We start from the raw sequence: 16,287 nt of genomic DNA on the forward strand, positions 1-16,287 counted from the left end.
GCTTCTTTATTCATGCTCGCGCACGCGGTTCAACGCTTCATCAATTCGTTCTACCGCAATGATGGTCAGGCCTTCAATTTTTTGCTTGGGCGCATTCGATTTTGGAATCAATGCAATTGAGAATCCAAGCTTGGCCGCTTCGCGCAAACGTTCTTGTCCGCGCGGTGCTGGACGAATTTCACCTGCCAGCCCTACTTCACCAAACACCACTAAACCACGCGGCAAAGGTTTGCTGCGCATCGACGAATGAATCGCCAGCAATACCGCAAGATCGGCCGCAGGCTCGGTGATTTTGACACCACCAACCGCATTGATGAAGACATCCTGATCAAATGCAGCGACACCAGCATGCCTGTGGATCACTGCAAGGAGCATTGCGAGACGATTCTGTTCCAAACCGACTGACAATCGACGTGCATTTGGCAAATGCGAGGTATCCACCAAAGCTTGAATTTCAACCAGTAAGGGACGCGTTCCTTCTTGCGTCACCATCACGCAAGCACCGGGCACAGGATTGTCATGCTGCGACAAGAACAAGGCAGAAGGATTGGATACGCCCTTCAATCCTTTTTCCGTCATCGCGAATACGCCCAACTCATTCACCGCACCGAAGCGATTTTTGATTGCGCGCACCAGACGGAAGCTGGAATGCGTATCGCCTTCGAAATACAAAACTGTATCAACGATATGTTCCAGCACACGCGGACCGGCCAACGCACCTTCTTTCGTCACGTGACCGACCATGATGATGGTGATACCAGTTTGCTTGGCAACGCGCGTCAGTTGGGCTGCACATTCGCGTACTTGGGCAACAGAGCCTGGCGCTGAACTAAGCGCATCCGAATAAACAGTTTGAATTGAATCGATGACCGCCACATCCGGCTTATGCTCAGCCAGAGTATTAAGAATTTTTTCGAGCTGGATTTCGGCTTGCAGCTTCAAGTCTTTTGCATCGACTGCAAGGCGCTTTGCACGCAAGGCGATCTGCGCGCCTGACTCTTCACCACTGACGTACAAAACTTTTTTGATCTTCGACAGATTTGCCAACGCTTGCAATAACAGGGTCGACTTGCCGATGCCGGGATCGCCACCGATCAAGACCACGCCGCCTGCAACCAAACCACCACCAAGTACCCGATCAAACTCTTCTATACCTGTGCCAAAACGCGGTACGTCGGTCGCCTCGATATCGGCCAGACTCAATACGGGGGCTGATTGCGTCAAGCCTTGATGTTGTACTGAAAAGCGATTCGAGCCAGTTTCGACGACTGTTTCCACCAAGGTATTCCATGCGCCGCAAGCTGGGCATTGGCCGCCCCACTTATTGGTAATACCGCCGCATTCGCTACAGGTGTAATTGGTTTTGGCTTTTGCCATCAGGATCTATTTCAAATGGAATGGGTTAAATTATTCAGGGCTGTCAATTTCAGCAATCTGCACGCGGGGCGCGATCGCACACATCAATTCATAGCCGACTGTGCCTGCCGCATTGGCGACTTCGTCAATTGGCAAATCTGCGCCCCACAACACAACTTTGCTGCCAACACGAGCGCTTTTAATTTGCGTTAAATCGACGGTGATCATATCCATCGAGACACGCCCTACCATCCGTGTCTTGATGCCATCAACCACGACAGGTGTGCCGCTGGTCGCATGGCGCGGATAACCATCAGCGTAGCCACATGCCACGACGCCTATCGTCATCGGTTTATCAGCGACAAAGCTGCTGCCGTAACCAACTGCATCGCCAGCGACGATATGCTGGATACCGATAATTTCGCTACGCAAGGTCATCGCAGGTTTCAACCCAAACTCCGCTGCAGTCGTATCTGCTGGCGTTGCGCCATACAGCATCACACCAGGACGAACCCAATCTGCTGCACACTCAGGATGCATTAGATCGGCGGCAGAGTTCGATAAACATCTGTCACCTGGCAGGCCTTCAATTGCTGTTTCAAAACGCTGTACTTGCTGCTGCAGCGAAACACGAGCATTGCTCGCATCTTCTGCATTGGCGAAATGTGTAAGGAAGGAAATATCCCGTACCGCAGATATTGCACGCAAGCGTTTATAAACACCCTTGCAGACAGATGGCACAAATCCCAAACGATTCATGCCGCTATTGATTTTGAGATGTACATCCAGCTTGCCGTTCAGCTTCGCATTTTCCAGTATTTCAAGTTGCTCTATGCAATGCACAACGGTATCAAGTCGGTGTTCAATGATTCCCGGCAGATCAGATGCATCAAAAAAACCTTCGAGCAACACTATCCGTTTTGTCCAGCCGAGCTGACGCAATCTTGCGGCGCTATCGATTTCGATCAGGCCCAAGCCATCGGCTTCAGCAAAACCGCGCATGCTGCGTTCCAGTCCATGCCCGTATGCATTTGCTTTTACTACTGCCAAGACTTTTGAATTCGGCGCACAACGTTTTGCAACGCCTAAGTTATGGCGCAAAGCAGCAATATCGATGGTGGCAACGAGCGGTCTAGGCATAAGCAAATGTAAAGAAAGTTAAATCACAAGCTGGAATCAAGAAGAGTGCCTTATTTTACCGGACGCGTCTCAATGAATGAGGGGCAATTCGTTCGAAGTATTATATTTTCATGGTATAAAGCAAGCCGAAGACACATAGACATTGACATAGATAAGTAGATCAATACGTATGAATCGCGGTTTTTACACCATCATGGCGGCGCAGTTTTTTTCATCGCTCGCCGACAACGCCCTCCTCATTGCGGCTATCGCCTTGTTGACAGTAATGAAGTCGCCCGATTGGATGACGCCATTGCTGAAGCTTTTCTTCGTCCTTTCGTATGTATTGCTCGCCGCTTTCGTAGGCGCATTCGCGGATTCCTTGCCTAAAGGACGCGTGATGTTCGTCACCAATCTGATCAAGATATTCGGTTGCGGCATGATGTTCTTTGATGTGCATCCATTGATCGCCTACGCAGTCGTCGGCTTTGGTGCAGCAGCTTATTCCCCCGCCAAATACGGCATCTTGACCGAACTTTTGCCTGCAGAAAAACTGGTGGCGGCAAATGGCTGGATCGAGGGACTCACAGTTTCTTCTATTATTCTCGGTACGGTGATTGGCGGTGCGTTAATCAATCCAAGTATTGCCGCCAAACTATTGGCTTTCGACATCCCATTTATTGACCTCGGTATTAATACACCTGCAGAAACTGCGCTGTGCATTATTGCCGTGTTCTATATCTTGGCAGCACTTTTCAATCTAAAAATTCCTGACACTGGCGCGCGTTATCCGCACCAGCAACGTAATCCAATCAAATTAATCGGCGACTTTGCACACTGCTTTACGACCTTGTGGAAAGACCGACTCGGTCAAATTTCACTCGCTGTCACGACTCTGTTCTGGGGCGCAGGTGCGACCTTGCAGTTCATCGTCTTGAAATGGGCCGGCAAAGCTTTGGGCATGCCGCTGGATAAAGCCGCCATTCTGCAAGGTGTGGTGGCTGTCGGTGTTGCCATTGGTGCCGTCGCAGCCGCCCGCTTTGTCCCATTGAAAAAATCATTATCCGTGATGCCTTTAGGCGTCATCATGGGCTTCGTCGTCGTCATCATGACGATGGTGCACACGGTTTGGCTCGCGTATCCATTGCTGGTACTGGTCGGTGCTTTGTCAGGTTATTTTGTGGTACCGATGAATGCGCTGTTACAGCATCGTGGTCACGTCTTGATGAGCGCAGGCCATTCGATTGCAGTACAGAATTTCAATGAAAATCTGTCAGTGTTGACGATGTTGTTGCTCTACGCATTGATGGTCAAACTGGATCTGGATATCAACATTGTTATCGTCATGTTTGGCTTGTCGGTATCCGGCATCATGTTCCTGATCATGCGTCGCCACGCGGCAAATCAACGTGAGCATGATTCGCTGTCCTTGATCGGCGAACACAAGCATTAATTAGTTTTAACAATCTGAATCATCGTCCGATTATTCAGATTATTTAAAACATCACTCCAGTAGTTTTATACCGATGGGTGTGCGAGCTTTACTCTTTGTCCAGCGCGCGTGCGCCAGTCATCTGGCACGATAAATCCCCTACTCGCCTCTAGCGCAACCTCTCCACTTATTTCCAGCAAGGCCACCAGTACCGGCATCGTATCGTCGATGAAGTATTCGGCCAGATAATTTTGCAGCTCTTGTTTGTCCATCGTCTGCTGTGCAGGCAATTTTGCAGGAGCGAGCCACTGCAAGCGCGGCAAGATTGCGTAGCACTCGGCGCCTAAATTCATGGTTTCAGAAAGCGTGCACCAGAAGCCTCGGCAATGCGCGGCAGATGTACCGAATAAAGATGTTTGCTGTAATTCATTCTCAGGATAAAAAAGCCACCCTTTCACCAAGGCCTGCGCACGGCTAACAGGTTCGGGCAAATGAATTTGTGCGGCAGGATGTGTGGAAAGAAGTAATTGCCGATCGAGTATCTTGTGCATTTTTGCACCCAGCGTATCTGCCAGATTCGGCCCGACAAAATAATCCGCATCGTCGCCAGCACCGCTGGATTCCAGCAAATAAAATTTGGTAGCAAATTCCCAGTGGATTAGTTGCTCGTTGATCCACAACAAAAAATCGAACTCGCCTATCGTGCTGTTTTTTCCTGCGCGTACTTGCACACCATGTGCAAATAGCACGCCCTTTTGCTCAAGAAAAAACGCCATCAACTTCTCGGCATAACGTCCTAGTCGGGCGAATGGTTGCAGATCAAGATAGTTGTGTAAGGTTTCAGGCTGGCGATCCAGATTTTGCAGCCACTCATCTACGCCATCCAGCAGATATGCGGGTAGCGTCGCGATCTTGTCGTTCCATTGCGGCGCATGCGTATCAAGCAAATCGGGAGCCAGTAATAGCCAGGCCAAGGCGCGCACGTGCGCATCGTTCAACCCGCCGCAGCGCTGGTGGAATTGAGTGTGGAAATTATCCGCAGATTTAAGCGTCTGCACTGCCGGTGTAGGTTTGCATGGCAAGACACAAGTCAGCCCATGCCTTGCCCTTGTCCGCTGGGCTGCGCAACAAGTACGCAGGGTGATAAGTGACGATGACAGGTAGGCCAGCATAACGATGCACGGTGCCGCGCAACTTGCTTACCGGCGTTGCAGGATCAAGTTTCAATAGAGATAAGGCGGCAGTTTTGCCAAGTGCGACGATGACTGTTGGATTGATTAATGCAATTTGCCGCTCGAGATATGGCATGCAGGAGCGCGACTCTTCTCCTGCAGGTGGGCGATCGCGTTTGTTCGAATCCGTCGGGCGACACTTCACGATATTCGCGATGTAGGTATTCTCGCCACGCTTCATGCCCATCGCGACGAACATATTGTCGAGCAGTTTTCCAGCTGGGCCAACGAAAGGTAAGCCTTGGAAATCCTCGTTGCGTCCAGGGCCTTCGCCAACAAATAACCATCGGGCTTTTTGATCACCGACACCGAATACTGTTTGTGTACGGCTTTTGCATAAATCACATTGCGTACAAGTCGAGACCACAGACTTGAGCTGTTCCCAATCCATTTGTGCGACTTCGGTAACCGGGATAGTCGGTTTCGTTACAACAGGCGAAATTGCAGCGATTTTGGCGGGCGCCACATCAGCCCAAGCCGATGACGTATTCTCCGCAACACGTAATTCTTTTTCTACGGGAGCGCTGGCCGTGACGGATGAAATGACAGGCACAGGCGCATCAGCTGGAGCATCATCCTGCTCCAGCAAAGTCGCAGCGCCACGTCGCGACCAGACGGGACCCAAGCCCATTTCATTCAGAAATGCCACACGACGGTTTTGATCGCTCATAGATCCAACTTCATCACAATTGCGTCTTCTCTTTGATTATTCGGCGCTGGATAATATCCTTTGCGAACGCCTATGCGCGCAAATCCATAACGCTCATAAATTTTTTCAGCACGCGTATTCGATGGACGCACTTCCAGTAAAAGTGCATGCAGCTTTCTATCCGACGTAATGGCTTTTGCCTTATCCAATAGTAAAAGTCCAATGCCCTTACCTTGCAAATCACGATGCACAGTGATGTTCAGCAAATGTGCATCATCCACTGATGGCATCAACAAAAAATATCCATTCAATACGCCTGCACCGTCACGCAGTATCCAGGTTTCATAGCCGCTGTTGATGGAATCCATGAAATTTCCTCGGGTCCATGGAAACGGATAAACGTCGTTTTCAATCGCCAGCACATCGCTGATATCCGACGACTGCATACGATAAAAATACAGTTTGAGCGGACGTGGTGGCGGTGATGCCAACGGTGGAATCGGACTTTGCACTGAACTCATGCGGCTGCCTTTGCTGCCTTCTCAAGACGTTCGCTTGTCGTCAATGCAATCTTGTTACGTAAATACAGTGGCTCAGCAGACTTGGCCGGCACGGCCAGTCTTTGTGCAAATGCAATCGCACCCAAATGCGCAATATGCGTCGCGTGCGGTACCCAATCTTTCAGCTCTTCACTGTAAAAAGAACGTGATGAAAAATCGGCTGCATACGCATTCAAGCCATTACCACAAGCGACAACCTCACTGACCGGCACTACGTCCGCTGGCGCTGACAAAGTCGGCGGCACGACTATTTGCCACGTTTGATCAAATCTATACTGCGCCCAATACACTTCGCCCATGCGTGCATCCAGCATCGCCAATACATCGCGTGCACCAGTTTTCTGATAACAAGCTTGCGCTAGAGCCAGCAATGTCACCGTTGGCAAAACCGGAAGATTGGAGCCATAAGCAAGCCCTTGTGCAATTCCGCACGCAGTGCGCACACCGGTAAACGAACCCGGTCCCGAGCCGAACGCAATCGCATCGCAATTTGCTAATTTAATGCCCGCATCAGCGAGTAGTCTCTGCACCATAGGCAAGATGCTTTGGGAGTGCGTCACAACGCCAGCCGCCTCTGCTGACGTCACGACGCCGTCACGCAACAAGGCCGCGGAGGCTAGTTCAGAAGATGTTTCAATAGCGAGAATAATAGACATGGCGGTATTTTACAGCGCGCGCGCTGGAAGACGCTTGGAACGCATACAACTTGATAGAGAAATAATGAGAAGTACTACAGCGCACGAGTGATTCACTCGTCGCCCGAGAGAAACCGGTAAAATACTGTCATGCCAAGTATCACACTACAGCCCGAAAACCAGCGCCAGTTAGCGCAACTCATGAAAGATGACACTTGGGTCGTGGCGTGTCTGTGCGCGGCGTGGTGCGACGTATGCACTAGTTATCGCCCAGGTTTTGATGAACTGGCCGCGCAACATCCGGACAAGCTTTTTGTTTGGATAGATATTGAAGATCGCGCAGATGTAATCGGCGATTTTGATGTCGAGAATTTCCCTACACTTTTAATTCAACGTGGTGACGACGTGATGTTTTACGGAACGATGATGCCTGATCATCGCATAGCGCATCGTTTGATTACATCGCATGCAGATAAAACCGAATCCGAGTTAAAGCTGCAGACACAAAGCAGTGCTGAACATAAAGAGTGGCAGTTGGAACGTAATCTTCGCAAGGCGTTGATGCAAGACTGAGTCTTGGCAACGACACTTCGTCGCTTTTATTTTTTTATTCGCGAAATTTTGGACAAAAAAAATCCCCGGCGAACCGAGGATTTTCTATTTCGCTTGATTCAGCTTAGATAGGCTGAATGTTCGAAGCTTGCTTGCCTTTAGGGCCAGCAGTCACTTCAAAAGAAACGCGTTGGTTCTCTTGCAGTGATTTGAAACCACTCGACTGAATAGCCGAGAAGTGAGCGAACAGATCTTCGCCGCCTTCGTCAGGTGTAATAAAGCCGAAGCCCTTCGAATCATTGAACCATTTTACGATACCAGTTGCCATTGCAATTCCTAATTTCAGTTAAGTTGGGCAGTTGCCCGTTAGATCGTTTCAACCAAGACAGGAATGACAGACATACTGCACCACTAGCTCGAATCTCAACGATGAATGATTATATACCGAAAAAAAATAAAATAGTTAAACTTTGATAATTACGCAATGTTGCATGAAAGCACCTGTGATTTGAGGTATTTAACGAACATTGTTTTTATGAAAATTTGATGATTTTTAAACCACTTCGAATTCTTTGCATTCACTAAATTCAGATCCAACATTGTTGTCAATTTGAATGTGCCCGTTCTTTTTCGGCTTTTTTCTCCAGAATCTCTTTTTGGCGAGCTTCTGAGGCTTTTACTTTTTCCTCGTATTTTTTGATGTTTTCCGCCCGCTTTTGCTCTTCAGCAGCTTCATTTTCTTTCAAATTCTGTTGTTTCTCTGCGTACTTGGCATTTTTATCGGCATAAGCATCTGCTCTAGCCTTGCGTGCAGTTTCCTTGGAAGCGCTATTTTTTTCGCTTTCCAGATTTTTAGCATCGGTTGCCGCTTTGTTCTCACCTGGTGTTTCAGTCAACATCGGCTTGCCCGAATTCTCGGCGGCTTTTTCTGCTAAACGTTTGTCACGCTCTACAACACGGGCTTGTCGTACATAGGCATTTGCTTCAATTTCTACCGGCTTGACCATCAGTAACTCAAGACGGCGACGCTCGGTCGCCTTATTCAAGCATGAAGTCGTAAAGAATTTGGGATAACAAGTACGTTGATCGACCTTGTAACGCGCTTCGATATTGGCACGCGCAGTCGTCACCATCTCGAGCGCACTGGCCGCAGCTTCGTGTGATTGAATTGAACCTGCGGGATACTTGGCGACATCATCTTGCACAGAATAAAAGTGCAAGGCGGTTTCATCCAGAGGCGCAGGAGTTTGCGCCCATGCAAACTGACTGGACAAAAGTACCGAGCCGGCGACTAACATCTTCAAAAACAATTTCATAAATTACAATTTCAATTAAGTTTAATTACGTTCTTGGTGGATTACAGAATCGCATTGCCGCTATGACGACGTTCTGCTTCCATGTATTCGATAGATTGCATCTCGATCAAACGCGAAACGGTGCGCTGGAATTCCATCAGCAACGCACCATCTGTATAGAGCTTATCCATTTCAACCGCTGCGGATATTAATAATTTGACTTTGTGATCGTAGAGCACATCGATCAACCAGATAAAGCGGCGCGCTTCTGAGCCCATGCCGACCGACATCGCAGGCATATCGGACAATACAACGGTGTGAAAACGACTGGCGATTTCCAGATAGTCATTTTGCGAGCGGGGCCCACCACATAATGTCGCGAAGTCGAACCATATTACACCACCCGCCCGTCGTAAGGCCTTGAGCTGGCGCCCTTCAACATTGATGAGTGGGTTTTCATCACTGGTTTCTGCAATCCGTGCAAATGCCGTGCGCAAAGCTTCATCTGATTGCGCGCCTAGTGGTGTGTGATACGCATTAACCTGCGTCAATGCGCGCTTGCGGTAATCGTTGCCGCCATCGACATTCATGATGTCGAGCTTTTCTTTTAGCAGCGCAATTGTCGGCAACATGCGATCTCTATGCAGGCCATCCGGATAAAGCGTATCAGGCTCGAAATTCGAGGTGATGATGAACGACACGCCATTCTGAAACAAGGCCTTGAACAGGTTGTACAGAATCATCGCATCAGCAATATCGGTGACATGAAATTCGTCAAAACAAATCAGTCGGTATTTTTTTGCAAGTCGCCGCGCCACTTCATCCAAGGGATTGGCAATCATTTTTAATTCGTCGAGTTCTCTATGCACGCTGCGCATGAATTCATGAAAATGGACACGCGTCTTGCGCACAACTGGCACGACGGAATAAAAACTGTCCATCAAAAACGATTTGCCGCGACCAACACCACCCCACATATACACGCCACGTGGAATCTCCGGCGGTTTAAGAAACCGCAGAAATGCATTGGCGCGCTGCGCCTTGTACTCTACCCATTCATCGTATGCTTGCTGCAGTCGAACAACCGCATTTCTCTGCGCTTCGTCCGCACTGAATTCACGCTGCAACAAGGCCTGGTCATAAAACTCCTGAACATTCATCCTGTTCAAATCCAATTCTCTTCAGTTTTAATAAGCAAAGTAATGGTCTTGCGCACAGATAAAAATGGGCGAGTCGTGACTCGCCCAAATAATTTCATTGCAGTGCTCTTACTGACCGCAAACACTTATTGCAAACGTTTACTGCGGATACATGTTCACCACAACCCGTGGCGGATAACTGCCACCACCCGTCATGATAGGCAGGCTGAAACCGAGACCTACTCCAACACCGCCGCTACCGCCGCCCAAACCAACGCCCATATTGGAGCCAGAAGCTTGACCCAGCGGCGGCAATCTTAACTCAGACGTGCGATAACCGAAGCGGTTGCAGACTATGCGAAGCTCTCCATTCGCGCTACCCAATTGCAAGGTAGCCGGTGTCGTGATGTTCCAGCTACCTGCACCGGTCATCACAGCACAATTTGCACCGCCAAATTCCTGACCATTGCTGGCGGTCGCAATCGAGACGCGCCCGTCACCTTGCCCGCCGGTCGCACATGCGCCCAACAACAATGATAGAGATAAAGCAGAACAAGTGATCAAGCGCATAAACTGCTCCTAAAAATTCAAAGCCCGGCCATCGACAGCGAGCGCTGCTTCTTTTACCGCTTCTGACAAGGACGGATGTGCGTGGCAAATACGTGCAATATCTTCCGACGAAGCACGAAACTCCATTGCAACAACCGCTTCCGAAATCAACTCAGACGCCTGCGGCCCGATAATATGTACACCTAAAATTTCATCGGTTTTTGCATCAGCCAAAAACTTGACGAAACCCGTTGTGTCACCCAAAGCACGTGCACGACCATTTGCCAGGAAAGGGAAAGAGCCGGCTTTATAAGCGATTTTTTCTGCTTTCAATTGCTGTTCGGTTTTGCCGACCCAGGCGATTTCCGGCGATGTATAAATGACCCATGGAATCGTATTAAAGTTCACATGGCCATGCTGACCGGCAATACGTTCTGCGACTGCAACGCCCTCTTCTTCTGCCTTGTGCGCCAGCATAGGACCGCGTACCACGTCACCGACTGCCCACACGTTTGGCAAGCTGGTTTTGCAATCACCATCTACGGCAACGAAACCGCGCTCGTCGAGTTTTAAACCAACTGCTTCTGCATTCAAGCCGATGGTGTTTGGAATGCGACCAATCGATATGATCAATTTGTCGAACACTGCTTTTTGTGCGGCGCCCTTGTCATCGACATAGTTCACCGTCACATCATTCTTGCCAGCCGTAATCGCACCGATTTTTACGCTGAGGTTAATCGCCAGACCTTGCTTGGTGAATTGCTTGAGCGCTTCTTTCGCGACTTGCTCATCCACTGCGCCAAGGAAGGCTGGCAATGCTTCGAGCACGGTTACTTCAGAACCGAGGCGACGCCAGACGCTGCCCATTTCCAAGCCGATTACGCCCGCGCCGATCACGCCCAAACGTTTAGGTACGTCCGCGATAGCGAGCGCACCCGTATTCGACAGTATCAATTTTTCATCAAAATCTGCGCCTGGCAGTGAGCGCGGATTAGAGCCAGTGGCCACGATCACATGTTTAGCGATGATGCTTTCTTCAGTCGCACCAGCGATCTTGATTTCGTGTCCACCATCGACCGCTTTGACAAACGATCCACGCCCGTGGAAGAAAGTCACTTTATTCTTTTTGAACAGGTACAAGATGCCATCGTTGTTTTGCTTAACGACCGTGTCTTTGCGCCCCAACATTTTCTTCATGTCCAGCGACAGACCTTTGACTTCGATCCCGTGTTCGGAAAATGCATGACCTGCGTGTTCATAATGCTCCGACGATTGCAGCAAAGCCTTGGATGGAATGCAACCTACATTGGTACATGTTCCACCTGGTGCTGCGCCGCCCTTGGCATTTTTCCATTCATCGATACAGGCCGTTGAGAATCCTAATTGCGCTGCACGAATTGCCGCGATGTAGCCACCTGGGCCACCACCTATTACCACCACATCAAAATTTTTCGACATATCTTTATCCCGCGAAGTTTTTCACATAAACAAAAAGACACGGAGGCATGGAACATAAAACTCGATGCGCTCGCGTGTCTTTTTATCTGAGCTATCTTAGAGATCCAGCAACAAGCGAGCTGGATCTTCCAGTGCTTCTTTAATCGCGACCAAGCCCAATACCGCCTCGCGCCCATCGATAATGCGGTGATCGTAAGACATCGCCAAATAGTTCATAGGACGAATCACGATCTGACCGTTTTCAACAACCGCACGATCCTTGGTTGCATGCACGCCCAGAATCGCCGATTGCGGTGGATTAATGATAGGTGTCGACAACATCGAACCGAAAATACCGCCGTTCGAAATCGAGAACGTACCGCCGGTCAAATCATCCAGCGTCAACTTGCTTTCTTTAGCTTTGGCACCAAATTCACCGATTTTCTTTTCAATGTCGGCAATCGACATTTGATCTGCATCGCGCAAGATAGGCACGACCAAACCGCGTGGTGAACCGACCGCAATACCGATATCGAAATAGCCGTGATACACGATGTCATTGCCATCAACGGATGCATTGATGATCGGATATTTCTTCAGTGCAGCAACCACTGCCTTGACGAAGAAAGACATGAAGCCGAGTTTGACGCCATGCTCTTTTTCAAACTTGTCTTTGTACTTGGTACGCAAGTCGATCACTGGCTGCATATTGACTTCGTTGAACGTCGTCAAAATTGCGTTGGTCGCTTGAGATTCCAGCAAACGTTCTGCGATACGTGCACGCAAACGGCTCATCGGCACGCGCTCTTCCGGACGATTCGCAAGCGAGGCTGGCGAATTTGGTGTGGCAACTTGTTGCAATGCTGGTTTGGCGGCCGGCGTTGATGCGGCTGGTTTTTTCTCCAACTGATTGATGACATCACCTTTGGTAACGCGACCATCTTTGCCAGTACCAGCAACATCTGTTGTAGCCAATTTATTCTCGGCCAACATCTTGGCAGCAGCCGGCATCGCAATGCCGCTGGCGTTTGAAGATGCAGGCGCACTTGCAGTAGCAGGAGCGGCGACAGACGCAGCAACAGATGCTGGTGCAGCAGCCGGGGCTGCTGCGGCAGGAGCGGCAACTGCCGACATGTCTGTATCGAGCAAGGCAATGACTTCGCCAGCGACGACAACACTGTTGTCGTCGCGAACGATTTGCGTAATTACGCCAGCGGCTGGTGCCGGCAACTCAAGCACGACTTTATCGGTTTCGATATCGATCATGTTTTCGTCACGGGTGACGGTCTCGCCTACTTTTTTATGCCATTGCAGTAAGGTTGCTTCTGCAACGGATTCCGACAGTTGCGGAACTTTGATTTCTAGAATTGCCATTTAACTCTCCGTTTCGGTTTGTTCATACAACATGCCAGCCTCTGGAATGTCGCAGGGTCATTATTTAGTTTGGATAAAACCTTTTAACTTGCTGAATGCTGTTTCTATCAGCGCCTTTTGTTGCGCGTAATGCTTATCGTAATACCCCACGGCCGGTGATGCACTGGCAGGACGACCTGCGTAAGCCAGCTTTTGCCCATCAGCTAGGTTTTCAAGAATGTTGTGCTGAATCTGGAACCATGCACCCTGATTTTGCGGCTCATCCTGCGTCCAAACCAAATCAACTGCGTTCGGATATTTTTTGAGCTCGGCCGTAAATGCCTTGTGCGGGAACGGATACAACTGCTCGACGCGAATGATGGCGACATCGTTTTGCGCGCGTTCCTTGCGTGCAGCGACCAAGTCGTAATACACACGGCCGGAGCAAGCAATGATGCGTTTCACTTTTTTCGCATCGATGGTCGTATCAACTTCACCGATCACGGTTTGGAATGAGCCTTTGGCAAGCTCTTCCAACGGTGAGCCGGCATCCTTGTTTCGCAACAAGGATTTTGGCGTCAAGATCACCAAAGGTTTGCGGAACTTGCGGATCATCTGACGACGCAGCAAATGGAAAATTTGCGCCGCAGTAGTCGGTTGTACCACTTGCATATTGTTGTCTGCGCACAATTGCAGGAAGCGTTCAGGACGTGCGGAAGAATGCTCTGGTCCCTGCCCTTCATAACCATGCGGCAGCATCATTACCAACCCTGATGCACGGCCCCACTTCACTTCGCCGGAACTGATGAACTGATCGATAACGACTTGTGCACCGTTGACGAAATCGCCGAACTGCGCTTCCCAGATCACCAAGGTATTTGGCTCTGCAGTCGAGTAGCCGTATTCATACGCAAGCACTGCTTCTTCCGACAAGACTGAGTCGATGACACGGAACCAGGCTTGCTGATCAGAGACGTTTTGCAATGGGCAATACGTACCCGCATCCCAACGCTCGCGATTTTGATCATGCAAGATTGCGTGGCGATGTACGAAGGTACCTCGACCTGCATCTTGACCGGTCAAGCGAACGGCATATCCGGAAGCAACCAATGACGCATACGCCAAATGCTCGCCCATACCCCAATCCAGATTCATTTCGCCACGGCCCATCGTCGCGCGATCATTCAATACTTTTTCCACCAGAGGATGAACCTTGAATCCTTCCGGAATCACGGTGATGCGTTGCGACAATCGCTTCAATTCCGTCATCGGAATTGCGGTATCCGCAGCGTCGGTCCATTTGCGATTCAGGAACGGCGTCCAGTCAACTGCGTACTTGCTTTTGAAGTTGGAGATAACCGGATCAATCGTATGCTTGCCGGCATCCATCGCATCGCGATACGCCTTGACCATCTCGTCGGCTTCATCTTCCGCGATCGTTCCTTGCGTCAGCAATTTGTCGGCATACAGCTTGCGTGTACCGGACAACTGGCCAATTTTCTTGTACATCAAAGGTTGTGTCAGCGCCGGCGTATCCTGTTCGTTGTGACCCAGTTTGCGATAGCAGACGATATCGACCACGATGTCTTTGCGGAACTCAAGACGATAATCCAGCGCGATCTGTGCAGCGAAAACCACCGCCTCAGGATCATCGCCATTGACGTGAATCACCGGCGCCTCAATCATTTTCGACACGTCTGTGCAATACAGAGTCGAACGTGAATCGCGCGGATCCGAGGTCGTAAAGCCGATCTGATTATTGATGATGATGTGCACGGTACCGCCTGTGCCATACCCACGCGTTTGTGCCAGATTCAAGGTTTCCATGATGACGCCCTGACCAGCAAAAGCAGCATCGCCGTGAATCAGGATAGGCAGCACTTGTTGCGATGGATCATTTTGACCACGGCGTTCAATACGCGCTCGTACCGAACCTTCCACCACTGGATTAACGATCTCCAGATGCGAAGGATTAAAGGCTAGCGACAAGTGAACCGGACCGCCTTGTGTGCTGATATCGGATGAAAAACCTTGATGGTATTTGACGTCGCCGGAAGGCAAATCTTCAGCGTGGCGACCTTCGAATTCGGCAAACAATTCCTGCGGCATTTTGCCGAGAATGTTGACCAGCACATTCAAACGACCGCGATGCGCCATACCGATCACGATTTCCTGCACGCCTTTTTCACCACCGCGCTGGATGACTTCATCAAGAGCCGCGATAAAGCTTTCACTACCTTCGAGTGAAAACCGCTTTTGGCCGACGTACTTGGTGTGCAGATAGCGTTCCAAACCTTCGGCCGCGGTCAGACGATCAAGAATGTCTTTCTTCTTTTCGCTGGAAAAAGTTGGTGTGGAACGTATCGATTCAAAGCGTTCTTGCAGCCACAGCTTTTGCGCAGGATCGCTGATGTACATGAACTCAGGCCCGATCGAGCGACAGTATGTATCGCGCAAGGCATTCAGCAAATCACGCAGCGACGCTGTTTCGGTACCGAAATGGGTATTGCTGATGTTGAACACGATGTCCATATCCGCATCGGTGAAACCATAAAAAGCTGGTTCCAATTGCGGAATCGATGGACGTTCCTGTCGTTGCAGCGGATCGAGATTTGCCCAGTTATTACCGAGTACGCGATAAGCAGCGATCAGTTGCGTGACAGCGACGCGCTTGCGTCCCATCTCGACGTCTTCTGAAGCCGTAACGGTACGAATGGGACCATGTTTGGCTCGTTCGGCAAAGGACGCAATGACCGAGGCATGCGCCACGTCAGGCTTGCTGGATCCATCGACGGCAGGCACATGCTGCATGGCATCGAAATATGCGCGCCAGTTGTCTGGTACGGATCCGGGATTGTCCAAGTACGCTTCGTACAGTTCTTCAACGTACGGCGCATTGCCTCCAAACAGATAAGAGTTGGATAGACTTTGTTGCATCATCTTGCTCACCTTTCTTCGCGTTTCGCGAGATTAGCGGGT

At 49.9% G+C, this 16,287-nt stretch carries 15 protein-coding genes; 2 read left to right on the plus strand and 13 right to left on the minus strand.

Annotated features, from left to right (window positions below; translation table 11 throughout):
• Positions 1 to 6: 6 nt before the first annotated feature.
• Both radA and alr read right to left on the minus strand, forming a co-directional pair.
• The gene (gene radA, locus Q7T66_RS11160) at positions 7 to 1,377 is read right to left on the minus strand and encodes a DNA repair protein RadA (protein ID WP_304933408.1); all 1,371 of its coding nucleotides are present in this window, start codon (positions 1,375 to 1,377) and stop codon (positions 7 to 9) included.
• Positions 1,378 to 1,407: 30 nt separating this feature from the next.
• On the minus strand, positions 1,408 to 2,496 hold the full coding sequence (alr, locus tag Q7T66_RS11165; RefSeq protein WP_304933409.1) for an alanine racemase: 1,089 nt from the start codon (positions 2,494 to 2,496) through the stop codon (positions 1,408 to 1,410).
• 169 nt (positions 2,497 to 2,665) lie between these two features.
• Between alr and lplT the strand changes: the two genes are divergently transcribed.
• On the plus strand, positions 2,666 to 3,928 hold the full coding sequence (gene lplT / locus Q7T66_RS11170) for a lysophospholipid transporter LplT (RefSeq protein ID WP_304933410.1): 1,263 nt from the start codon (positions 2,666 to 2,668) through the stop codon (positions 3,926 to 3,928).
• Between the two features lie 65 nt (positions 3,929 to 3,993).
• Here the strand turns inward: lplT and Q7T66_RS11175 are convergent, their stop codons facing one another.
• From Q7T66_RS11175 to tsaB, 4 genes are all read right to left on the minus strand, one after another.
• Positions 3,994 to 4,890, minus strand: a complete 897-nt coding sequence (locus Q7T66_RS11175) for a DUF1853 family protein (RefSeq protein WP_304933411.1) — start codon at positions 4,888 to 4,890, stop codon at positions 3,994 to 3,996.
• A gap of 61 nt (positions 4,891 to 4,951) precedes the next feature.
• Positions 4,952 to 5,809: a uracil-DNA glycosylase family protein gene (locus tag Q7T66_RS11180; RefSeq protein WP_304933412.1), complete on the minus strand. Its 858-nt coding sequence runs from the start codon at positions 5,807 to 5,809 to the stop codon at positions 4,952 to 4,954.
• Positions 5,806 to 6,309 carry a ribosomal protein S18-alanine N-acetyltransferase gene (gene rimI / locus Q7T66_RS11185; RefSeq protein WP_304933413.1) on the minus strand — a complete coding sequence of 168 codons (504 nt, stop codon included), beginning with the start codon at positions 6,307 to 6,309 and terminating at the stop codon, positions 5,806 to 5,808. Before rimI ends, Q7T66_RS11180 begins: the two co-directional genes overlap by 4 nt.
• Positions 6,306 to 7,004, minus strand: a complete 699-nt coding sequence (gene tsaB / locus Q7T66_RS11190; protein ID WP_304933414.1) for a tRNA (adenosine(37)-N6)-threonylcarbamoyltransferase complex dimerization subunit type 1 TsaB — start codon at positions 7,002 to 7,004, stop codon at positions 6,306 to 6,308. Before tsaB ends, rimI begins: the two co-directional genes overlap by 4 nt.
• Before the next feature lie 129 nt (positions 7,005 to 7,133).
• Between tsaB and Q7T66_RS11195 the strand changes: the two genes are divergently transcribed.
• Positions 7,134 to 7,556, plus strand: coding sequence for a thioredoxin family protein (locus Q7T66_RS11195; protein WP_304933415.1), 423 nt, complete (start codon positions 7,134 to 7,136; stop codon positions 7,554 to 7,556).
• A 103-nt stretch (positions 7,557 to 7,659) separates the two neighbouring features.
• On the opposite strand, the gene Q7T66_RS11200 is transcribed toward Q7T66_RS11195, so the two are convergent.
• The 7 genes from Q7T66_RS11200 to Q7T66_RS11230 all read right to left on the minus strand — a co-directional run bounded on the left by Q7T66_RS11200 (position 7,660) and on the right by Q7T66_RS11230 (position 16,248).
• On the minus strand, positions 7,660 to 7,863 hold the full coding sequence (locus tag Q7T66_RS11200) for a cold-shock protein (protein ID WP_009665193.1): 204 nt from the start codon (positions 7,861 to 7,863) through the stop codon (positions 7,660 to 7,662).
• A gap of 277 nt (positions 7,864 to 8,140) precedes the next feature.
• On the minus strand, positions 8,141 to 8,851 hold the full coding sequence (locus Q7T66_RS11205) for a hypothetical protein (protein WP_304933416.1): 711 nt from the start codon (positions 8,849 to 8,851) through the stop codon (positions 8,141 to 8,143).
• A 41-nt stretch (positions 8,852 to 8,892) separates the two neighbouring features.
• The gene (gene zapE / locus Q7T66_RS11210; protein ID WP_304933757.1) at positions 8,893 to 9,990 is read right to left on the minus strand and encodes a cell division protein ZapE; all 1,098 of its coding nucleotides are present in this window, start codon (positions 9,988 to 9,990) and stop codon (positions 8,893 to 8,895) included.
• Positions 9,991 to 10,128: 138 nt separating this feature from the next.
• Entirely contained in the window at positions 10,129 to 10,539 is a 411-nt protein-coding gene (locus tag Q7T66_RS11215; RefSeq protein WP_304933417.1) for a hypothetical protein, read from the minus strand.
• A gap of 9 nt (positions 10,540 to 10,548) precedes the next feature.
• A complete protein-coding gene (lpdA, locus tag Q7T66_RS11220) occupies positions 10,549 to 11,976 on the minus strand; it encodes a dihydrolipoyl dehydrogenase (RefSeq protein WP_304933418.1) in 1,428 nt (475 codons plus the stop codon).
• A gap of 96 nt (positions 11,977 to 12,072) precedes the next feature.
• Positions 12,073 to 13,329: a 2-oxoglutarate dehydrogenase complex dihydrolipoyllysine-residue succinyltransferase gene (odhB, locus tag Q7T66_RS11225; RefSeq protein ID WP_304933419.1), complete on the minus strand. Its 1,257-nt coding sequence runs from the start codon at positions 13,327 to 13,329 to the stop codon at positions 12,073 to 12,075.
• Positions 13,330 to 13,389: 60 nt separating this feature from the next.
• Positions 13,390 to 16,248, minus strand: coding sequence for a 2-oxoglutarate dehydrogenase E1 component (locus Q7T66_RS11230; RefSeq protein ID WP_304933420.1), 2,859 nt, complete (start codon positions 16,246 to 16,248; stop codon positions 13,390 to 13,392).
• Positions 16,249 to 16,287 lie beyond the last annotated feature (39 nt).

Source organism: Herminiimonas sp., assembly GCF_030655415.1.